The organism is Streptomyces sp. NPDC045998 (assembly GCF_056430285.1).
The window spans coordinates 664,497-681,717 of the sequence record NZ_JBWKLJ010000003.1; the positions used below are offsets into that span (position 1 = coordinate 664,497).

Consider the following 17,221-nt stretch of genomic DNA (forward strand, 5'->3'; position numbering starts at 1 on the left):
GACGGAGCGCGCGGACCGCATGGACCGGGTGGAGCGCATGGACCGGGTGGGCGAGGCGCCCGCGCCGCGCATCCGGCTGGACCAGCCGCGCATCCGGCGGCCCAAGCTGCTGCCGGCGTACGACCCCGAGGCCTTCGGGAGGCTCTCGGAGCGGATCGCCCGCTTCATCGGCACCGGGCGGTTCCTGGTCTGGATGACGGTGGTCATCATCGTCTGGGTGCTGTGGAACGTCTCGGCGCCCGGCCACCTGCGCTGGGACGAGTACCCCTTCATCTTCCTGACCCTCGCCCTGTCCCTCCAGGCCTCCTACGCGGCCCCGCTGATCCTGCTGGCGCAGAACCGGCAGGCCGACCGGGACCGGGTCACGCACGAGCAGGACCGCAAGCAGAACGAGCGCTCGATCGCCGACACCGAGTACCTGACCAGGGAGATCGCCGCCCTGCGCATGGGCCTGGGGGAGGTCGCCACCCGCGACTGGATCCGCTCCGAGCTGGAGGACCTCGTACGGGAGCTCGACGAGCGGCGGGAGGCCTCGGCGCGCGGAAGTGACGAAGGCGACCGCTGACGGGCTTACCGGAGGCCGGGGGCGGCGCCGTACCATCTCCGTATGGTTACGGAAGACGCGGTGCGCGAGGCACTGGCGACGGTGAACGACCCCGAGATCAACCGACCGATCACTGAACTCGGCATGGTCAAGTCAGTGGAGATCGGTGCGGACGGTGCGGTCGCCGTCACCGTCTACCTCACGGTCTCCGGCTGCCCGATGCGCGAGACGATCATTACCCGCGTGACCGAGGCCGTCTCCCGCGTCGAGGGCGTCACCGGCGTCGACGTCACGCTGGACGTGATGAGCGACGCGCAGCGCAAGGAGCTGGCCGCCGCGCTGCGCGGCACCACCGCCGAGCGCGAGGTGCCGTTCGCCAAGCCCGGCTCGCTGACCCGCGTGTACGCCGTGGCCTCCGGCAAGGGCGGCGTCGGCAAGTCCTCCGTGACCGTGAACCTGGCCGCGGCGATGGCCGCCGACGGGCTGAAGGTCGGCGTCGTGGACGCCGACATCTACGGGCACAGCGTGCCGCGCATGCTCGGCGCGGACGGCCGCCCGACCCAGGTCGAGAACATGATCATGCCGCCGTCGGCCAACGGGGTGAAGGTCATCTCCATCGGCATGTTCACCCCGGGCAACGCCCCGGTGGTGTGGCGCGGCCCGATGCTGCACCGCGCGCTCCAGCAGTTCCTCGCCGACGTGTACTGGGGCGACCTGGACGTGCTGCTGCTCGACCTGCCGCCGGGCACCGGCGACATCGCGATCTCCGTCGCGCAGCTCGTGCCGAACGCCGAGATCCTCGTCGTCACCACCCCGCAGCAGGCGGCGGCCGAGGTGGCCGAGCGGGCCGGCTCCATCGCCGTACAGACCCACCAGAAGATCGTGGGCGTCGTCGAGAACATGTCGGGCCTGCCGTGCCCGCACTGCGACGAGATGGTCGACGTCTTCGGCACGGGCGGCGGTCAGAAGGTCGCCGACGGCCTGACGAAGACCACGGGCGCCACGGTGCCGGTCCTGGGCCAGATCCCGATCGACGTACGGCTGCGCGAGGGCGGCGACGAGGGCAAGCCCGTCGTGCTGTCCGACCCCGACTCGCCGGCGGGCGCGGCGCTGCGCGCCATCGCGGGCAAGCTGGGCGGCCGTCAGCGCGGCCTGTCGGGCATGTCGCTGGGGATCACCCCGCGCAACAAGTTCTGATCGCGTACGCGTGAGAGGGGGCGGCCTGCGGGCCGCCCCCTCTCATGTGTCCGGCGCCGTCGCTACGTGTACGCCGTGATGTCCCGGATCACCGCGAAGCCCAGGCCGTAGGCGCTCATCCCGCGGCCGTACGCGCCCAGGTGGACCCCGGCCCGTGTCGTGCCCGCCAGCACCCAGCCGAACTCGGACTCGCGGTAGTGGAACGGCACCGGCACGCCGTCGACGGGCAGCGACAGCGACGTCCAGGGCTGGCCGGTCAGGCCGTCGGCGAGCTCGAAGGCGGTCTCCGTCTGCTGGTCGAGCCAGTTGTCGCGCAGCGTGTGGTCCAGCTGGGGCGGCCACGTGTACGCGAGGAGCCCGGAGCCGGCCAGCCAGGCCGCGGAGGAGACGCTCGTGGCGTCGAGCACGCCCGTGCCGTCGCCGCTGCGCCGTACGGGGTTGGCGGCGACCGTGACGACCACGGCGAAGCGCTCCCGGTCGGCGGGGGCGCCGATCGCCTCGGGCCTTATCGACGGCTCGTCGCCGTGGCCGGTCGAGCCGTGCTGGACGGTGCCGTCCGCCGAGACCCCGACCTGCATCAGCCAGCGCGGGCCGGTGAACGCCTCGTCGAGGCCGTACCAGGGGAAGGGCGCCCGCAGATAGCCGTCCACCGTGCGGCGGGCGCCCGGCACCCCGTCGGACGCGGATCTGGCGCTGGGTGCGGCGCTCTGCGCGCCCACCCGACTTGTCGTCTCCATCTGTCCGGCCGCCTCCTCGATACGTGGACAGAGGGAGAGCTTAGCCACCGCGCGCCGCGGAAGGGCTCAGGTGGCGTCGGCGTCGAACGGGGGACGCTCGCCCGGCTCAGGGGTGTCGCGCTTCTTCAGCAGATCCGGGCCGCCTCCGTTGACGGTCGCCGGGACGGAGGAGTCGCCGCGGTCGTTGACCGCGTCCGCCACCTCGGTGATCTCCTTCTTGAGATCGAAGCTGCTGCGGATCTCCTTGAGGTCCTCGTTCTCGGTGAGCTGCTTGCGGATGAACGTCTTGGGATTGAGGTCCTCGAAGTCGAAGTCCTTGAACTCGGGGCCGAGCTCGCTGCGGATGTCCTGCTTGGCGTTCTCCGAGAACGAGCGGATCTTCCGGATGAAGCGGGCGGCGTCCTGGATGACCTTCGGCAGCTTCTCCGGCCCGAAGATGAGCACGGCAAGGACCACGAGCGCCACGAGCTCGAATCCGCCTATGTCGTTGAACACCTTGCCGCTCCTTCACAGGGTCCGGTTCCACAGGGGTCGGTACCGAGGGCCCGGGGCCCGCTCCACGGTACCTGGCCGGGCTGCCGGGACGGTACCTGGTGGTTACCGTCAGGTTGCCGTTCCACCACCGGCGGCAGCCACCGCCTCGGTCATCGCCTCGGTCATCGCGGCAGCCACCGCCTCCGTCATGGCGTCAGTCATCGGAGGACGAGCCCAGGGTGAGCGTCTTCGTCTGCTCCTTGCCGCCGCGCTCCAGCGTCAGCCGGAGCCGGTCGCCGGGACGGTGGGCGCGGATCTTCACGATGAGCTCCTCGCCGCTGTGCACCCGCTGGCCGTCCACCTTGGTGATGACGTCGCCGGGGCGGACGCCGGCCTGCGCGGCGGGTCCGCCGGGGACGACGGACGGGCTGCCGTCCTGGGCCTTCTCGCCGACCCGGGCGCCGTCGCCGCCGAACTTCATGTCGAGGCTGACGCCGATGACCGGGTGCGTGGCCTTGCCGGTGTTGATCAGCTCCTCGGCGACGCGCTTGCCCTGGTTGATGGGGATGGCGAAGCCGAGCCCTATCGAGCCCCCCTGGCCGCCGTCGAGACCCGCGCCGTTGTCGGCGGCGCGGATGGCGCTGTTGATGCCGATGACCCGGGCCTTGGAGTCGACGAGCGGGCCGCCGGAGTTGCCGGGGTTTATCGGCGCGTCGGTCTGGAGCGCGTCGACATAGCTGACGTCGCTGCCGTCGCCCTTCTCGCCGCCCGCCGTGATGGGCCGCTCCTTGGCGCTGATGATGCCGGAGGTCACGGTGTTCTGGAGGTCGAAGGGCGCGCCGATGGCGACGACCGGGTCGCCTACGCGGACGTTGTCGGAGTTGCCCAGGGGCAGCGGCTTGAGGTTCGAGACGCCGGTGACCTGGACGACCGCGAGGTCGTAGCCGCTGTCCTTGCCGATGAGCTTGGCGGAGGCCGTCTCGCCGCCGCTGAACGTCACGGTGATGTCGCCCGAGGTGCCGGCGGGGTCGACGACGTGGTGGTTGGTGAGGATGTGGCCGCGCTCGTCGAGGACGAAGCCGGTGCCGGTGCCCTGTTCGCCGCCGCCGCTCACGTGGATCGTGACGACGCTGGGCAGGGCGCTGGCGGCGATGCCGGCGACGCTGTCCGGGGCCCGGCCGGAGCCCTCGGGGCCGGCCTGGGGCAGCTCGACGGTCGTGAGCCCGCCGTGGCGCTCGACGTACGCGCCGACGCCGCCGCCGAGTACGCCGCTGACCAGTGCGAGCAGCAACGCGCCGGTGAAGGCGAGCCCGCGCCGCGGGGCCTTGCGGGCGGGCGGCTCACCGGCGTGCGTGAGCGGCTGCGGACGGCCGCCGGGGCTGCTCCAGGGGTCGTACTGCAGCCACTGCGAGGGCGCTCCCGGAGTCCCGTACGCGGGAGGTACGGCGGGTGCCTGCGGCGCCGGGGGCACCGGTGTGCCGTGCGGCGGGGTCGCCACCGGCCGCTGCACGGGCGGCGCGGGCGCCCAGGGCCCGGGCTCCCCGTACGGCGGCGTGCGGTACTCGTCGGGCTCGTGCAGCGGCTGCGGGCGCGCGGCCGGTGCGGGCTCCGCGGCCTGTACGGCCTGTACGGGCTCGGCGCCCGCCGGTACGACCGGTGCCGCCTCCGCGACTGGTACGGGCGTCGCAACCGGTACGGGCTGGTGGTCGGGCGCCGGGGCGGGGCGAGCCGGACGGCTCCACCATTTCGGCTTCGGACCGGTGGGCTTCCCGTCGTTCATGTGCTCCCCGCTGCGGCGCTGCTGTCCCGTCCCGCGCCCCAGCGAGCTGGAGGCGCCCTGCGGCATGGATTCAACCAGGTCCGGTGGTCCCGCGCAGGGCTCCCGGTCAGCGTCGGGCGATCAGTGGCAGAACGCCCGACGACGGTGTGGCCGTGGCGACCGGTCCCAGCCCCGGGGCGTTGGCGAGGTGGAGCAGCGGGGCCAGCGGCGCCGGAGGGGCGACCCCGGTCAGCGCGGTCGGCGGGAGGGTCGCCGGGAGAAAGGGAGGGGCTCCCGACTGCCGCGACTGCGCCCGTACGACCGGGGCGGGCGTGACGGCGCCGTGGGCGGCGCCACTGCCGTTGCCGTTGCCGTTGCCGTTGCCCGGGAGGCTGCCGCGGCGGCGGTCACTCGCGGAGTTGGTGGTGGCGTTCGCCGCCTGGCCGGGGGTACGCAGCGGGTTGACGCTGTTGCCGCCCTCGCCCCGGGCGTCGAGCGTGGCGGCCGTGGGCAGCGCGCCGCCCAGGGCGATCGCCGCGAACGACACGGCGCTCGCGGCGGCGAACGCGAACCGGCGGCCGCGCCACGGCGAGCGGTCCGCGGCCGGGCGTGCCACGTCGTGCACCTCGTGGATACGGAAGCCGGAGCCGGGCCCGCCGGGCAGCGCGAAGCCGTCGTGGGTCACCTCGAAGACTCCGTCGGCGAAGGGTCTGCGCCCGGCCGGTCCGCTCGGGCCGCCGCCGGAGCGTCGTTCGTCGTCGTCATCGCGGCCGACAGGACCCCCGGGCAACCCCTGGAGGCGTGCGAGCAGCCCCTCGGAGGGCGGCGGCGGGGCGGCCTGGGCGAAGACGCTCTTCACCCGGCGCTGGGCGTCGGCCTCGGCCTTGCACCGGGCGCAGGTGGCCAGGTGCGCGAGGACCCGCTCGCGGGCGTCATGGCCGAGCTCGCCGTCCACCAGCGCGGCGAGCCGGTCCCCCAGATGCTGCTCCGCGGGGGTCGGACGTGTGCCACTCACGCGGGTCCGCCCTCCCCGCCCACGGCCGCGAACGCGCGCCCCTCGGCGCGGGCCTCGGGCGACCGGTGCTTGAGGGCCTTGCGCAGGTGGGAGCGGCCGCGGTGGATGCGGCTGCGGACGGTGCCGAGCTTCACCCCGAGGGTCGCGGCGATCTCCTCGTACGACAGCCCCTCGATGTCGCAGAGCACGACCGCGGCGCGGAACTCGGGCGCGAGCGTGTCGAGCGCCTGCTGCACGTCGGCGTCGAAGTGCGTGTCGTGGAAGGCCTGCTGCGGGGACGGCTCGCGGCTGGGCAGCCGCTCCGCCGCGTCGTCGCCGAGCGCGTCGAACCGGATGCGCTGCTTGCGGCGGACCATGTCCAGGAAGAGGTTGGTGGTGATGCGGTGCAGCCAGCCCTCGAACGTACCCGGCGTGTACGTCGACAGGGAGCGGAAGACGCGGACGAAGACCTCCTGGGTGAGGTCCTCCGCGTCGTGCTGGTTGCCGGTCAGGCGGTACGCGAGGCGGTAGACGCGGCCGCTGTGCGTGCTGACGATCTCCTCCCACGAGGGCGGAGCCCACGCCTGCGATTCCGCATCCGAGGCGAAGGTCGCGGTGGTGGGTGCGGAGTCGTCGACGGCGTGAGAACGGTCAGCGGTGTAGGTCACGGATTTCGGCTCACCCGCCGACCTGAGAAAGCGCCGCAGCAGCGGCACTCCTCCCCGATCCACAGGCGCAGCCGCACCTCCCCTGTCGGCTCTGGTGGTGTCCAGTGGAGCCCCTACCATAGCCACCTCGCCCGTTAGCTCCGGATAAGAATCTTTACGTGAATTTGGGACCGTCTCCCGTGTCTTGGTCCCTCTGCCCCTCCCTAACGCCCGGTCCCATCTGCGGGTTCCCGGCCCCGAGCGGATACAGTCACCGTTGCGCCAACTACGGGGACAGGAGAGGGTCATTACCGCCAACCGGCAGACGAGCTGGGCGTTCGCCGACGCCTTTGTCGCCGAGGACGAAGCACTGCGCTGGGCCCGTGACCGGGCCCGGGAGGCAGGGCTGCCCTCGGTGTCGCCAGGCACCGGCGCCGCGCTGCGTTTGCTGGCGGCCACCGCGGACGCCAAGGCGGTGGCCGAGATCGGGACCGGGACGGGGGTGTCCGGGATCTACCTCCTGCACGGCATGCGCCCGGACGGCGTCCTGACCACGGTGGACCCGGAGCCGGAGCGGCAGCAGTTCGCCAAGCAGGCCTTCCGGGCGGCCGGCTTCGCGGGCAACCGCGCCCGGTTCATCCCCGGCCGGGCCCTGGACGTCCTGCCCCGGCTCGCGGACGGCGGCTATGACCTGGTCTTCTGCGACGGCGACCGCACGGAGTGCCTCGACTACCTCGCTGAATCGTTGCGCCTTCTGCGGCCCGGCGGGCTCGTCTGCTTCGAGGGCGTCTTCGCGGACGGCCGCACGGTCGACTCGGCGGCCCAGCCGGCCGAGGTGCAGCGCCTGCGGGAGCTGCTGCGCACCGTACGGGAGAGCCAGGAGCTGCTGCCGTCGCTGCTCCCGGTGGGTGACGGCCTGCTCTGCGCGGTACGGCGCGGCTAGAGGGCGTCCAGGCCTGTCTTCCGGATCCCGCACGGGAACACGACGGCCCCGGCGCGTACCTCCACGCCGGGGCCGTCGGAAAAAAACTGCGCGCAGTGTCAGGCCGTGACCTTCTCCAGCGCCTCGCCCAGTGCCTTCGCCTCGTCCGGAGTCAGCTCGACGACAAGCCGACCGCCGCCTTCGAGCGGAACGCGCATGACGATGCCCCGCCCCTCCTTGGTCACCTCGAGCGGGCCGTCGCCCGTCCGCGGCTTCATGGCCGCCATGCTCGTTCCCCTTCCTGAAACCAGCTCATCGTCGCCGACGGCCCTCTGGCATGGGCACGCATCACCGGCATCGAACACATTGCTTCCAGGTCATTATCCCGCATGGCGGGACCCGATGACCAACATCGGACCGCATCGCTTCCGCAACGCGCTCTCGCAAAACCGCATAATTCGGCGATCCGCCTGCGATACTTCGCCGCTGCGTACGGCCGCGTCACCGGAGTTTCTTTGACGCAGGTCACATGGAGGGGGGCGGAGATCTCCGCCATGCTGAGCGGACATCGTCGTCATCGAATGAGGGGATCCGCCATGGCCGACACCGTGCTGTACGAGGTGAGCGAGGGGCTCGCGACGATCACGCTCAACCGGCCGGACGCCATGAACGCGCTGAACATCGACGCCAAGGTGGCCCTCCGGGACGCGCTGCACGCCGCCGGCGACGACCCGGCGGTACGGGCCGTGCTGCTGACCGCGACGGGCCGCGCCTTCTGTGTCGGCCAGGACCTCAAGGAGCACATCTCGCTCCTGGGCGACGGCTCCGGCCGGACCATGAGCACGGTGCGGGAGCACTACAACCCCATCGTCCGGGCGATCACCGGAATGGAGAAGCCGGTGGTGGCGGGGGTGAACGGGGTCGCCGCGGGAGCCGGTTTCGGCTTCGCGCTCGCCGCCGACTACCGCGTCGTGGCCGACACCGCGTCCTTCAACACCTCCTTCGCCGGCGTGGCGCTGACCGCCGACTCGGGCGTCTCCTGGACGCTGCCCCGCGTGGTGGGCCCCGGGCGCGCCGCCGACCTGCTGCTCTTCCCGCGGTCGATCAAGGCACAGGAGGCGTACGACCTGGGCATCGCGAACCGGCTGGTCCCGGCGGCGGACCTGCCCGCCGAGGCCGCCTCGGTCGCCCGGACCCTCGCCTCGGGCCCGACGCTCGCGTACGCCGCGCTGAAGGAGTCCCTGGCGTACGGCGCGTCCCGGACGCTGGAGGAGGCGCTGGAGAAGGAGGACGAGCTCCAGACGAAGGCGGGCGCGTCGGAGGACCACACCATCGCGGTCCAGGCCTTCCTCGCGAAGGAGCAGCCGAAGTACCTCGGCCGCTAGCCGGAAACCCCCTAGGCCCGGCGGGCCACGCAGTCCGCCAGGTGGTCGTCGACCAGTCCGCACGCCTGCATCAGGGCGTACGCCGTCGTGGGGCCGATGAAGCGCAGCCCGCGCTTCTTCAGGTCCTTCGACAGCGCGGTCGACTCCTCCGTCACCGCCGGCACCTCCGCGATCGTGCGGGGCGCCGGCCTTCCGGCGCGGTCGGGGGCGTGGCCCCAGACGAGGGCGTCGAGCTCGCCGGGCGCCCAGTCCGCCAGCAGGCGCGCGTTGGCGAGGCAGGCGTCGATCTTGGCGCGGTTGCGGATGATGCCCTCGTCGCCGAGCAGCCGCTCCCGGTCGGCGTCGGTGAACTCGGCCACGGCCTCGATCCGGAAGTCGGCGAAGGCGCGGCGGAAGCCCTCGCGGCGGCGCAGGATCGTGATCCAGGACAGGCCGGACTGGAAGGCCTCCAGGCAGAGCCGTTCGAAGAGGGCGTCGTCGCCGTGGACCGGCCGCCCCCACTCCTCGTCGTGGTACGGCACGTACTCGGTCGCGGAGACGCCCCAGGGGCAGCGTGGCCTCCCGTCCGGGCCGGGTACGACTCCGCCGGTCACCGGCCCGGCTCCTCGTCGTCCCCGGAGCGCGTTTCCGGACGGGTTTCCGGACGGATCTCCGGGCGCGTTTCCGGGCGCGTTTCCGGGCGGGCGGGCCGCTTGTCGAAGAGGTCCGGCCCGCCGACCGCGGTGGCCTGCGCCCCGGCGAGCGCCGCCTCCAGCTCGGCGATCCGCGCGTCCCGCTCGGCGAGCTCCGCGCCGAGCCGGCTCAGCACGTCGTCGACGTCCGCCATCCGGTACCCCCGCGGCGCGACCGGCAGCCGCAGGGCGTCGACGTCGGCGCGGCCCACCGGGCGGGTCAGCGGCAGCGGGTCCACCAGCTGCTCGGGCGCCGCCTCGGGAAGGACCTCGCTCTCACCGCCGCCGACCACCGCGAGGGTGACCGCGGCGATCACCACGACCATCGCGATCATCAAGAACCAGAACACAGGCGTGCCTCTCCCGGTAAGAGCCGAACCGTCCGCTCCCGATCGTGCCATGCGCCACCGACAGCTAAGGTCGCAGTCGACGTAACGCGAGGAGGACGTACGGGATGCTGCGCTTGGGACGGCGTGAATTCGGCGCGCACGAGCCGGTGATCATGGCGATCGTGAACCGGACCCCGGATTCGTTCTACGACCAGGGCGCCACGTTCCGCGACGAGCCCGCGCTCGCCCGCGTCGAGCAGGCGGTGGCGGAGGGTGCCGCCATCATCGACATCGGCGGCGTCAAGGCCGGCCCCGGCGAGGAGGTCTCCGCCGCGGAGGAGGCGCGCCGCACGGTCGGTTTCGTCGCCGAGGTGCGGCGCCGGCATCCGGACGTCGTGATCAGCGTGGACACCTGGCGGCACGAGGTCGGCGAGGCGGTCTGCGAGGCGGGTGCGGACCTGCTGAACGACGCGTGGGGCGGCGTGGACCCCAAGCTCGCGGAGGTCGCCGCGCGGTACGGCGCGGGCCTGGTGTGCACGCACGCGGGCGGCGCGGAGCCGCGCACGCGGCCGCACCGCACCACGTACGACGACGTGATGGCGGACATCCTGCGCGTCACCGTGGGTCTCGCGGAGCGCGCGGCAGCGCTCGGGGTGCGGCGCGACGGGATCCTCATCGACCCGGGCCACGACTTCGGCAAGAACACCCGGCACAGCCTGGAGGCGACGCGCCGCCTGCCGGAGATGGTGGAGACGGGCTGGCCGGTCCTGGTCTCCCTGTCCAACAAGGACTTCGTCGGCGAGACGCTCGACCGGCCGGTCAAGGAGCGCGTCCTCGGCACGCTGGCCACGACGGCGGTCTCGGCCTGGCTCGGCGCGCGGGTCTACCGCGTCCACGAGGTCGCCGAGACGAGGCAGGTCCTCGACATGGTGGCCTCCATCGCCGGCCACCGGCCGCCGGCCGTCGCCCGCCGGGGGCTGGCGTAGGCGTGGCGAGGGGCCGGGGCACGAGCCCCGGCCCCTCGCAGCGCGGACCGGCTAACGCGGAGTCGCGCCCGTCTCCTTCGTCACCAGCGCCACCGCCTCGTCCACGTCGTCCGTCACGTGGAAGAGCATCAGGTCCCGCTCCGAGGCCTTGCCCTGCGCGATGACGGTGTTCTTCAGCCAGTCGACCAGGCCGGACCAGTACGCCGTGCCGAAGAGCACGATCGGGAAGCGGGTGACCTTTCTGGTCTGCACCAGGGTGAGGGCCTCGAAGAGCTCGTCCAGGGTGCCCAGGCCGCCCGGCAGGACGACGAAGCCCTGCGCGTACTTCACGAACATCGTCTTCCGCACGAAGAAGTAGCGGAAGTTGACGCCGATGTCGACGTGCGGATTCAGCCCCTGCTCGAAGGGCAGCTCGATGCCGAGTCCGACGGAGATGCCCTTCGCCTCGCGCGCGCCCTTGTTCGCGGCCTCCATCGCGCCCGGCCCGCCGCCGGTGATCACCGCGAAGCCCGCCTCCACCAGCGCCTTGCCGATCCGGACGCCGGCCTCGTACTCCGGCGAGTCCACCGGTGTGCGGGCGGAGCCGAAGACGCTGATCGCGCCCGGGAGTTCGGCGAGGGCGCCGAAGCCCTCCACGAACTCGGACTGGATGCGCATGACGCGCCACGGGTCGGTGTGCACCCACTCGGAGTCGCCCGCGGTGTCCAGCAGCCGCTGATCGGTCGTACCGGGCTGCACCTGCTCACGGCGGCGCAGCACCGGCCCCAGTCGCTGTTCCGCGAGCGCCCGCAGTCCTTCGGCCTCGGCCTCGGGGTTGCCCATGACCTGCTCCCTCCGCTGAACATCGTTTCCCGCTCAGGGTAGGGCGACGCACATGACGAATGGCGAAATTACGGTGGTCAGGCAGTGAGCCAGTCGTACAGGCGCCGCTCGCAGTGGGTGATCTTGTCGACGGCGACGTGCTCGTTCCGCTTGTGCGCGAAGAGCGGGTCGCCGGGGCCGTAGTTGACCGCGGGCACGCCCAGCGCGCTGAACCGGGCCACGTCCGTCCAGCCGAACTTGGGCCGCGCCGCGCCGCCCACGGCCTCCATGAAGGCCGCCGCGGCGGGGTGCGAGAGGCCCGGCAGGGCGCCGCCGGTGTGGTCGTCGACCACGAACTCGTCGACGCCGCAGTCCGCGAAGACCTCGCGCACGTGGGCCTCGGCCTCCTCCATGGAGCGGTCGGGCGCGTAGCGGAAGTTGACGACGACGGTGCACTCGTCGGGGATCACGTTCGTCGCGACGCCGCCCTCGATGCCGACGGCGTTGAGCCCCTCGCGGTACTCCAGCCCGTCGATCACCGGCCGCCTCGGCTCGTACGCGGCCAGCCTGGCCAGGACGGGGGCCGCGGCGTGGATGGCGTTGGAGCCCATCCAGGAGCGCGCGGAGTGGGCGCGCTCGCCCGTCATCCGCAGGTGGACCCGGAGGGTGCCCTGGCAGCCGCCCTCGACCTCGCCGTCGGAGGGCTCCAGCAGGATCGCGAAGTCGCCCGCCAGCCACTCGGGGTGTGCGGCGGCCACATGCCCGAGGCCGTTCAGGTGGGCGGCGACCTCTTCGTTGTCGTAGAAGACGAACGTCAGGTCGCGGTTGGGCTCCGGCACGGTCGCGGCGATGCGCAGCTGGACGGCGACGCCCGACTTCATGTCCGAGGTGCCGCAGCCCCACAGGATGCCGTTCTCGTCCAGGCGCGAGGGGACGTTGTCGGCGATCGGCACGGTGTCGATGTGCCCGGCCAGGACGACGCGCTCGGGGCGGCCCAGGTTCGTACGGGCGACGACGTTGTTGCCGTACCGGTCGACCGTCAGGTGCGGAAGGGTCCGCAGCGCCTGTTCGATCGCGTCGGCGAGGGGCTTCTCGGTGCCGCTGACGGAGGGGAAGTCGACGAGCGCGGCGGTGAGCGCAGGACCGTCCAGGGTCAGGTCGAGCGTGGCTGCGGAGGCGGTCGCGGGCATGGTCTCGGACATGGTGACGAGCCTATCCCGGCCTCCAGTACGGTGGGCTCGTGTCCGAGTCCACCCGCCCCCGCAACCCCAGGATCGTCCGCACCGCCGTCGCGTTCGCCGTACTGCTGGCACTCGCCGGGTACGTGGTGGCGCAGTACATGACGACGGGCAAGGGCGGCCCGCAGTGCACGGTGGGCACCGGCTCGCACACGTACCGGCTCACCCCCGAGCAGGCGTCGAACGCCGCGACGATCTCCGCCGTCGGCACCACGCGCGGGCTGCCGGAGCGCGCGGTCACGATCGCGCTGGCGACCGCCCTGCAGGAGTCGGCGCTGCGCAACATCCGGCACGGCGACCGGGACTCGATCGGCCTGTTCCAGCAGCGCCCGTCGCAGGGCTGGGGCACCGTGGAGCAGATCATGGACCCGGTCTTCTCGGCGAGCCGGTTCTACGAGCGCCTGGCCGAGGTCCCGGGGTACTCGCGCCTGCCGCTGACGGTCGCCGCGCAGCGCGTGCAGCGCAGCGGGTTCCCGCAGGCGTACGCGAAGCACGAGCCGGACGCCGCGCTGCTGGCCGCCGCGCTGACCGGGCGGTCGGCGGCGTCGCTGACGTGTACGCCGGGCAGCGCCGTACCGGAGGCGGGCGATCCGGCGAAGGTGCGCGCGGAGTTGGTGCGGTCGTTCGGCGAGGAGGTGCTGCCGGAGGCCCAGGGCGCGGCCTCCTCGGAGATCGCCCTGCCGGTGGCGGCGCTGGTGGAGTCCGCCGGGCCGGAGGGCACGGCCACGGGCGACGACGGCGCGGAGGGTTCGCGGCGCGGCTGGGAGCTGGCGCAGTGGGCGGTGGCGCAGGCGGACGCGCTGGGCATCGCGGAGGTGTCGTACGCCGGCCGCGTATGGAGCGTGGAGCGGTCGGCCGAGGGCTGGCGGGCGGATGACGATCCCCGCGAGCCGGGCGATGCGCACACCGGCGAAGTCCGTATCCGGGTCGCACAGTAGCCCGTATCCGGGTCGCACAGTAGCGCTGGAATTCACTCTCCCGAATTACTCGGCGGCTCCCCCTCGCCCTTTTTTCCGCCGACCTCGCGCCGCCCCTCGCCGATCCTCGCCCTTTTCCTTGCGGCGCCTGGGAAGTGACGGTTCTGCGCAGGGTTGCGGCCCCTCGCCCCTACACCTCACTTTGCCCGTTTTTGCGTGAAGCAGATAATGCGATGCATTACCAACTCTTTACCTTGGGCCACCGCAACCTCCCCCGCCCTCCGACCGGTTGTCACAGCGTCCGATCGTCGGACAGACAACGACCTCTCCCGTCGAAGGAGCATCATGTCCCTCCCCCTGACCCGTCGGATCGCCCGTGCCGCGCTGCTGATCGCAGCGGGCGCAGCTCCCGTGGTCGGTGCGGCCGGCTCCGCAAACGCCGTGGATCTGCCCCAGGCCACCGACCTCGGCGGCGTCTCCAGCCTCGACACCGCTTCGGCCTCCGACACCGTGGGCGGCGCCTCCCGTGGCGCCACCGACCTGGCCGGCGAGGCCGGCGGCTCGGCGGTGAAGAAGTCCGTGCCGGCCGTCGGCGACACCGTCGCCAAGACGGGCGAGACCACGACGCCCGCCGCCCAGCAGGCCGTCGGCGACGCCGCGGGCAACGCCGGTGACCTCGTCGGCGGCGCCGCCTCCGCCGCCCCGACCGACGCGCTCGGCGGCGGCCTGCCGGCGGCCCCGCAGCTCCCGGCCGGCGGGCTCCCGGCGCTGGGCTGACGCCGCCGCGTACACGCCGAAGGGCCCGGGGAGCGGCGCATCCGCTCCTCGGGCCCTTCGTGGTGCGTGTGCCGGGCGGGCGTCAGCCCAGCCGCTTCACCGCGGCCTCGATCCGCTCGTCCGTGGCCGTGAACGCCACCCGCACGAACCGCTCCCCCGCCTCGCCGTAGAAGTCCCCCGGCGCCACCAGGATCCCCGACTCCGCCAGGTACGCCACGGTCTCCCAGCACGGCTCGTCGCGCGTCGCCCACAGGTACAGGCTCGCCTCGCTGTGCTCGATCCGGAAGCCGTGCGACTCCAGGGCCCCGCGCAGCGCCGCGCGCCGCGCCGCGTACCGGGCACGCTGCTCCGCCACATGGGCGTCGTCGCCGAGCGCCACGACCGTCGCCGCCTGCACCGGCGCGGGCGTGATCATGCCGCCGTGCTTGCGGATCTGCAGCAGCTCGCCGAGGACGGCCTCGTCGCCCGCGAGGAACGCGGCGCGGTAGCCGGCCAGGTTGGAGCGCTTGGAGAGCGAGTGGACGGCGACGATGCCCTCGTACGAGCCGCCGCAGACGTCCGGGTGCAGGACGGAGACGGGGTCGGCCTCCCAGCCGAGCTCCAGGTAGCACTCGTCGCTGAAGAGCAGCACGCCGTGCTCGCGCGCCCACGCGACGATCCGCACCAGCTCGTCCTTGGCGAGCACGCGGCCCGTCGGGTTGGACGGCGAGTTCAGCCACAGCAGCTTGAGGTTGAGCCCGGCCGGGTCGAGCTCCGTCGGGTCGTCGTACACGACCGGGGTCGCGCCGCACAGCCGCGCGCCGACCTCGTACGTCGGGTACGCGAGCCGCGGGTAGGCGACCGCGTCACCCGCGCCCAGCCCCAGCTGCGTGGGCAGCCAGGCCACCAGCTCCTTGGAGCCGACCACCGGCAGCACGTTGGTGTGCGCGAGCCCGCGCCCGCCCAGGCGCCGCTCGCACCAGCCGGTGATCGCGTCGCGCAGCTCGGGCGTCCCCCACACCATCGGATAGCCCGGCGAGTCGGCGGCGCCGGCCAGGGCACGCCGGATCAGCTCGGGGACGGGGTCGACCGGCGTACCGACGGACAGGTCCACGATGCCGTCCGGGTGGGCGGCGGCCGTCTTCTTGTACGGCTCGAGCTTGTCCCACGGGAAAACGGGCAGGCGCGAAGAGACGCGCGAGGAGGCGGGGGACACGGTGCGGGCTCTCTTTCTCTACGTACGGCTTCTCTGCGTACGGCTTCTGTGCGTACGGGTACGGCGACCACGGCCACACCCGTACGGCCAAACACGTCGGTCCCGTACAGCGGACGAAGCCGTACGGGACCGAGGGCGCGCCGTCAGCCGTTAGGGTTGGCCGGAAGCGCGGCGATGAAGGGGTGGTCGCGCTCGATCAGGCCGAGCTTGGAGGCACCACCCGGCGAGCCCAGGTCGTCGAAGAACTCGACGTTCGCCTTGTAGTAGTCCTTCCACTCCTCCGGGGTGTCGTCCTCGTAGAAGATCGCCTCGACCGGGCAGACCGGCTCACAAGCACCACAGTCGACGCATTCGTCCGGGTGGATGTACAAGGACCGCTGGCCCTCGTAGATGCAGTCGACGGGGCACTCCTCGATGCACGCCTTGTCCTTCACGTCGACACAAGGCTGTGCGATGACGTAGGTCACGCTGTCGTTCCTCCTTGGTAGGGCTCTGGCTTGCGCGGGAGCGCGGCGTCGTCGATGCCCGCACCTAGTATCTCCGTTCTTGGTAACGATCCGAACATGAGGGGCGCGCGGAGCTGTGGAATTCACTGCTGGCGGACGGCTGGAGGTCCGCATCACCCCAGCTGACGTGGGGAAACGCGTCTCCGTCCGCCGGTTGGGCGACCCCGGTGCGGGCCGGGAGACGTTCACCGACGCGGTCGGCGTTCTCACATCATGGGACAAGGGTGTGCTGCTGATCACACGCCGGACCGGTGAGACCGTCCGCATCCCGGAATCCTCGCTGGTCGCGGGCAAGGTGGTCCCCGCGGCGCCGGCCCGCCGCCGCGGCCCCGCCGCCGACTTCCCGGAGCTCGCGCCGGTGCTGGCGCGCGCCTGGCCGCCGGTGGAGAGCGAGCCGCTCGGCGAGTGGACCCTGAGGGCGGCGTTCGAGGAGGTGCCGCCCGAAGGGCGTCCGGGAGGGGTGGTGGCCGGGCGACGGGTGGGCTTCACGCGGCGGGCCAACTCGGCGCTGCCGCTCGGCGATCCCGGCATACCCCTGGACGAGGCGCTCGCGCGGGTGCGCTCCTGGTACGGGGAGCGGGGCCTGCCGCCGTACGTGCAGGCCGCGACCGGGGCCGAGGGCACGCAGGAGCGGCTGTGCGCGGCGTTGGAGGAGCGGGGGTGGCGGCGCGAGGTGACCGCGGAGGTGCGGATCGGCGCGCTCGCGCCGGTCGCGGGCCTGGTGGAGCCGGAGGGCGTCGTCCTGTCCCGGGAGCTCGACGAGGCGTGGCTGCGACGGTACAACCGGTCCGGGGTGCCGGGGCCGCACGTGCTGAAGGTGCTGGCCGGCGGACCGTCGGTGTGGTTCGCCTCCGTACCGGACCCGGAGGGCGGCGAGGTGCCGGCCGCGATCGGGCGGTGCGTCGTCGACGGGCGGTGGGCCGGCTTCGCGGCGGTCGAGGTGGACCCGGCGTACCGGCGCCGGGGGCTGGCCACGGCGGTCATGGCGGCGCTGGCGCGCCGCGCGCTGGAGGAGGGCGCGTCGGCGGCCTGGCTCCAGGTGGAGGAGGACAACGGCGGTGCCCGCGCGCTGTACGACGGGATGGGCTTCGCCCTCCACCACCGCTACCACCACTTCCGGTCCCCCGAATCGGGTACGTGAC

At 72.8% G+C, this 17,221-nt stretch carries 20 protein-coding genes; 8 read left to right on the forward strand and 12 right to left on the reverse strand.

The annotated features are described in order from the left end of the window. Nucleotides 1–19: 19 nt before the first annotated feature. Together AC07FJ_RS11975 and AC07FJ_RS11980 are read left to right on the forward strand one after the other, a co-directional pair. Nucleotides 20–565 (forward strand): DUF1003 domain-containing protein, encoded by a 546-nt coding sequence (locus tag AC07FJ_RS11975; RefSeq protein WP_479048336.1) that lies wholly within the window; start codon nucleotides 20–22, stop codon nucleotides 563–565. Between the two features lie 42 nt (nucleotides 566–607). Further along, complete coding sequence (locus AC07FJ_RS11980; RefSeq protein ID WP_479047907.1) at nucleotides 608–1,741, forward strand: Mrp/NBP35 family ATP-binding protein; 1,134 nt, start codon at nucleotides 608–610, stop codon at nucleotides 1,739–1,741. Nucleotides 1,742–1,803: 62 nt separating this feature from the next. Here the strand turns inward: AC07FJ_RS11980 and AC07FJ_RS11985 are convergent, their stop codons facing one another. The 5 genes from AC07FJ_RS11985 to sigE all read right to left on the reverse strand — a co-directional run bounded on the left by AC07FJ_RS11985 (nucleotide 1,804) and on the right by sigE (nucleotide 6,493). Then, nucleotides 1,804–2,478, reverse strand: coding sequence for a hypothetical protein (locus tag AC07FJ_RS11985; RefSeq protein ID WP_479047909.1), 675 nt, complete (start codon nucleotides 2,476–2,478; stop codon nucleotides 1,804–1,806). 66 nt (nucleotides 2,479–2,544) lie between these two features. Next, the gene (locus AC07FJ_RS11990; RefSeq protein WP_361419602.1) at nucleotides 2,545–2,973 is read right to left on the reverse strand and encodes a sec-independent translocase; all 429 of its coding nucleotides are present in this window, start codon (nucleotides 2,971–2,973) and stop codon (nucleotides 2,545–2,547) included. 193 nt (nucleotides 2,974–3,166) lie between these two features. Next, on the reverse strand, nucleotides 3,167–4,732 hold the full coding sequence (locus tag AC07FJ_RS11995; RefSeq protein WP_479048339.1) for a S1C family serine protease: 1,566 nt from the start codon (nucleotides 4,730–4,732) through the stop codon (nucleotides 3,167–3,169). A gap of 106 nt (nucleotides 4,733–4,838) precedes the next feature. Next, the gene (locus AC07FJ_RS12000; RefSeq protein ID WP_479047912.1) at nucleotides 4,839–5,726 is read right to left on the reverse strand and encodes an anti-sigma factor family protein; all 888 of its coding nucleotides are present in this window, start codon (nucleotides 5,724–5,726) and stop codon (nucleotides 4,839–4,841) included. Next, on the reverse strand, nucleotides 5,723–6,493 hold the full coding sequence (sigE, locus tag AC07FJ_RS12005) for an RNA polymerase sigma factor SigE (protein ID WP_468284447.1): 771 nt from the start codon (nucleotides 6,491–6,493) through the stop codon (nucleotides 5,723–5,725). Before sigE ends, AC07FJ_RS12000 begins: the two co-directional genes overlap by 4 nt. A gap of 136 nt (nucleotides 6,494–6,629) precedes the next feature. Here sigE and AC07FJ_RS12010 point away from each other — a divergent pair, with 136 nt between their 5' ends. Further along, nucleotides 6,630–7,295 (forward strand): O-methyltransferase, encoded by a 666-nt coding sequence (locus tag AC07FJ_RS12010; protein ID WP_355364133.1) that lies wholly within the window; start codon nucleotides 6,630–6,632, stop codon nucleotides 7,293–7,295. A gap of 98 nt (nucleotides 7,296–7,393) precedes the next feature. Here the strand turns inward: AC07FJ_RS12010 and AC07FJ_RS12015 are convergent, their stop codons facing one another. Continuing rightward, complete coding sequence (locus AC07FJ_RS12015) at nucleotides 7,394–7,561, reverse strand: DUF3117 domain-containing protein (protein WP_179198936.1); 168 nt, start codon at nucleotides 7,559–7,561, stop codon at nucleotides 7,394–7,396. Nucleotides 7,562–7,870: 309 nt separating this feature from the next. Between AC07FJ_RS12015 and chcB the strand changes: the two genes are divergently transcribed. Next, nucleotides 7,871–8,659: a 2-cyclohexenylcarbonyl CoA isomerase gene (gene chcB, locus AC07FJ_RS12020; protein WP_479047915.1), complete on the forward strand. Its 789-nt coding sequence runs from the start codon at nucleotides 7,871–7,873 to the stop codon at nucleotides 8,657–8,659. An 11-nt stretch (nucleotides 8,660–8,670) separates the two neighbouring features. Here chcB and AC07FJ_RS12025 read toward each other — a convergent pair whose 3' ends face one another. Together AC07FJ_RS12025 and AC07FJ_RS12030 are read right to left on the reverse strand one after the other, a co-directional pair. After that, on the reverse strand, nucleotides 8,671–9,252 hold the full coding sequence (locus tag AC07FJ_RS12025) for a DNA-3-methyladenine glycosylase I (protein WP_479047917.1): 582 nt from the start codon (nucleotides 9,250–9,252) through the stop codon (nucleotides 8,671–8,673). Beyond that, a complete protein-coding gene (locus tag AC07FJ_RS12030; RefSeq protein WP_479047920.1) occupies nucleotides 9,249–9,680 on the reverse strand; it encodes a hypothetical protein in 432 nt (143 codons plus the stop codon). The genes AC07FJ_RS12025 and AC07FJ_RS12030 overlap by 4 nt, the downstream gene beginning before the upstream one ends. Before the next feature lie 104 nt (nucleotides 9,681–9,784). Between AC07FJ_RS12030 and folP the strand changes: the two genes are divergently transcribed. After that, nucleotides 9,785–10,645 (forward strand): dihydropteroate synthase, encoded by an 861-nt coding sequence (folP, locus tag AC07FJ_RS12035; RefSeq protein ID WP_479047922.1) that lies wholly within the window; start codon nucleotides 9,785–9,787, stop codon nucleotides 10,643–10,645. Between the two features lie 51 nt (nucleotides 10,646–10,696). Here the strand turns inward: folP and AC07FJ_RS12040 are convergent, their stop codons facing one another. After that, nucleotides 10,697–11,467 carry an LOG family protein gene (locus tag AC07FJ_RS12040; RefSeq protein ID WP_361419622.1) on the reverse strand — a complete coding sequence of 257 codons (771 nt, stop codon included), beginning with the start codon at nucleotides 11,465–11,467 and terminating at the stop codon, nucleotides 10,697–10,699. Nucleotides 11,468–11,544: 77 nt separating this feature from the next. Next, nucleotides 11,545–12,648: a succinyl-diaminopimelate desuccinylase gene (dapE, locus tag AC07FJ_RS12045; RefSeq protein WP_479047924.1), complete on the reverse strand. Its 1,104-nt coding sequence runs from the start codon at nucleotides 12,646–12,648 to the stop codon at nucleotides 11,545–11,547. Nucleotides 12,649–12,686: 38 nt separating this feature from the next. On the opposite strand from dapE, the gene AC07FJ_RS12050 reads away from it, so the two are divergent. After that, nucleotides 12,687–13,622, forward strand: a complete 936-nt coding sequence (locus AC07FJ_RS12050) for a VldE C-terminal domain-containing protein (RefSeq protein ID WP_479047926.1) — start codon at nucleotides 12,687–12,689, stop codon at nucleotides 13,620–13,622. 324 nt (nucleotides 13,623–13,946) lie between these two features. Continuing rightward, entirely contained in the window at nucleotides 13,947–14,378 is a 432-nt protein-coding gene (locus AC07FJ_RS12055; protein ID WP_361419628.1) for an ATP-binding protein, read from the forward strand. A gap of 82 nt (nucleotides 14,379–14,460) precedes the next feature. On the opposite strand, the gene dapC is transcribed toward AC07FJ_RS12055, so the two are convergent. Together dapC and fdxA are read right to left on the reverse strand one after the other, a co-directional pair. Next, nucleotides 14,461–15,573: a succinyldiaminopimelate transaminase gene (dapC, locus tag AC07FJ_RS12060; RefSeq protein WP_361419631.1), complete on the reverse strand. Its 1,113-nt coding sequence runs from the start codon at nucleotides 15,571–15,573 to the stop codon at nucleotides 14,461–14,463. A 143-nt stretch (nucleotides 15,574–15,716) separates the two neighbouring features. Then, nucleotides 15,717–16,040, reverse strand: a complete 324-nt coding sequence (fdxA, locus tag AC07FJ_RS12065; RefSeq protein ID WP_361419634.1) for a ferredoxin — start codon at nucleotides 16,038–16,040, stop codon at nucleotides 15,717–15,719. A 115-nt stretch (nucleotides 16,041–16,155) separates the two neighbouring features. On the opposite strand from fdxA, the gene AC07FJ_RS12070 reads away from it, so the two are divergent. After that, on the forward strand, nucleotides 16,156–17,220 hold the full coding sequence (locus AC07FJ_RS12070; protein WP_479047929.1) for a GNAT family N-acetyltransferase: 1,065 nt from the start codon (nucleotides 16,156–16,158) through the stop codon (nucleotides 17,218–17,220). Nucleotide 17,221 lies beyond the last annotated feature (1 nt).

Coding starts and splice junctions, on each gene's coding strand:
- AC07FJ_RS11975 (WP_479048336.1), top strand. CDS start 20: ATGGACCGGGTGGAGCGCATGGACCGGGTGGGCGAGGCGCCCGCGCCG.
- AC07FJ_RS12040 (WP_361419622.1), bottom strand. CDS start 11,467: ATGGGCAACCCCGAGGCCGAGGCCGAAGGACTGCGGGCGCTCGCGGAA.
- AC07FJ_RS12055 (WP_361419628.1), top strand. CDS start 13,947: ATGTCCCTCCCCCTGACCCGTCGGATCGCCCGTGCCGCGCTGCTGATC.
- AC07FJ_RS11995 (WP_479048339.1), bottom strand. CDS start 4,732: ATGAACGACGGGAAGCCCACCGGTCCGAAGCCGAAATGGTGGAGCCGT.
- AC07FJ_RS11980 (WP_479047907.1), top strand. CDS start 608: ATGGTTACGGAAGACGCGGTGCGCGAGGCACTGGCGACGGTGAACGAC.
- AC07FJ_RS12015 (WP_179198936.1), bottom strand. CDS start 7,561: ATGGCGGCCATGAAGCCGCGGACGGGCGACGGCCCGCTCGAGGTGACC.
- chcB (WP_479047915.1), top strand. CDS start 7,871: ATGGCCGACACCGTGCTGTACGAGGTGAGCGAGGGGCTCGCGACGATC.
- AC07FJ_RS11985 (WP_479047909.1), bottom strand. CDS start 2,478: ATGGAGACGACAAGTCGGGTGGGCGCGCAGAGCGCCGCACCCAGCGCC.
- dapE (WP_479047924.1), bottom strand. CDS start 12,648: ATGTCCGAGACCATGCCCGCGACCGCCTCCGCAGCCACGCTCGACCTG.
- sigE (WP_468284447.1), bottom strand. CDS start 6,493: ATGGTAGGGGCTCCACTGGACACCACCAGAGCCGACAGGGGAGGTGCG.
- folP (WP_479047922.1), top strand. CDS start 9,785: ATGCTGCGCTTGGGACGGCGTGAATTCGGCGCGCACGAGCCGGTGATC.